The organism is Hydrogenovibrio sp. (genome assembly GCF_049975065.1).
In the GTDB taxonomy this organism is placed as follows: Bacteria; Pseudomonadota; Gammaproteobacteria; order Thiomicrospirales; family Thiomicrospiraceae; genus Hydrogenovibrio.
On sequence record NZ_JBNGDN010000132.1, the window covers coordinates 1 to 1,912 of the forward strand.

Consider the following 1,912-nt stretch of genomic DNA (forward strand, 5'->3'; position numbering starts at 1 on the left):
AAGGCAAATATCTGGTGCAGAACCGCGTGACCGGCAAAATTTACGAAAGCCCGCAGTTTATTTATATGCTGATCCCGATGAGCCTGTTTGCCCATTACCCGAATGACGCGGAAGCGGGCAAAACGCGACTGGATTACATTAAGCGTTTCTATGATGCGGCTTCCAATTTCAAACTGTCACTGCCCACGCCGATTATGTCGGGCGTGCGCACACCGACCCGCCAGTTCAGCTCGTGTGTGCTGATTGAGTGCGGCGATTCGCTGGATTCGATTAACGCCACCTCTTCCTCTATTGTTAAATACGTGTCGCAACGCGCGGGCATTGGGGTCAATGTTGGCCGCATTCGCGCCATCGGCAGTGAAATCCGTCACGGCGAGGCGTATCACACGGGGATGATTCCGTTTATCAAGCACTTTCAAACCGCGGTCAAATCCTGCTCGCAAGGTGGGGTGCGCGGTGGCGCGGCCACGTTGTTTTACCCCATCTGGCATCTGGAAGTGGAATCGCTCATCGTGCTGAAAAACAACCGCGGGGTGGAAGAAAACCGTGCCCGTCATCTGGATTACGGGGTGCAAGTCAACAAACTGATGTATCAACGCATGATGGAAGGCGGCGACATCACTTTGTTCAGCCCGTCGGATGTCCCCGGATTGTACGAGGCGTTTTTTGACGACCAAAATGAGTTCGAGCGCCTTTACACCATTTACGAAGCCGACGACAGCATTCGCAAAAAGCGCGTCAAAGCCTTGGAGTTGTTTACCCAAGTGGCGCAGGAACGCGCTCAAACCGGGCGCATCTATATTCAGAACGTGGACCACTCCAATACCCACAGTTCGTTTGACCCGAAAAAAGCGCCGATTCATCAATCCAATTTGTGTTTGGAAATCACCCTGCCGACCCATTCGCTGGATTCGGTGGACGACCCGAATGGCGAAATCGCACTGTGTACGCTTTCAGCCTTCAACTTGGGCGCTCTGGAAAACCTGGATGAACTGGCGGAGCTGTCCGACCTGATCGTGCGTGCGCTGGACAGTTTGCTGGATTACCAAGACTACCCCATTGAAGCCGCCAGACGCGCCAGTATGGGACGACGCACCCTCGGCATCGGCGTCACCAATCTGGCGTATTATCTGGCCAAGCACCACGTTAAATATTCCGACGGCTCCGGCAATGCGCTGGTGCACCGCACCTTTGAAGCCATTCAGTACCACCTGCTGAACGCTTCCCTGAATCTTGCGAAGGAACACGGCAAGTGTGAATGGTTTGACGATACCAAATACGCACAAGGCATTCTGCCGATTGATACCTACAAAACCGAATTGGACGAAATCTGCCAAGAGCCGCTCCATCTGGACTGGGAAACCCTGCGCAGCGAGATTCAAACCCACGGATTGCGCAACTCCACCATGACCGCGCTGATGCCGTGCGAAACCTCGTCGCAAATCACCAACTCCACCAACGGCATTGAGCCACCGCGTGGTTACGTTTCGGTCAAAGCCTCCAAAGACGGCATTCTGAAACAAGTGGTGCCCGGCTTTAAGGCGCACAAAGACGATTACGAACTGCTGTGGCAGATTCCTGATAACAAAGGCTACTTGCAACTGGTGGGGATTATGCAGAAATTCGTCGATCAGGCCATTTCCGCCAACACCAATTACGACCCGGCACGATTTGAAGACGGACGCGTGCCGATTAAGCGGATTCTGCAAGACCTGCTCTATGCTTATAAAATGGGTCTAAAAACTCTTTACTATCACAACACCCGAGACGGTGCCGACGACGCCCACGAAGACGACGGCTGCGCCGGAGGAGCCTGCAAGCTGTGACGACCTCAATAACCAAGTCATACTCAAAGCGCTTTTTCGTTTTCTAAATTTGCACGATGGCATTATTGAAAAGGCCGTTTTGGATG

Annotated in this window: 1 protein-coding gene; it reads left to right on the forward strand. The window is 53.1% G+C overall.

The genetic code is table 11. The features are described 5' to 3' along the window. A partial coding sequence (gene nrdA, locus ACP5D0_RS10310) for a class 1a ribonucleoside-diphosphate reductase subunit alpha (protein WP_472365713.1) occupies positions 1-1,826 on the forward strand: 1,826 nt, incomplete at its 5' end. Positions 1,827-1,912: the final 86 nt, after the last annotated feature.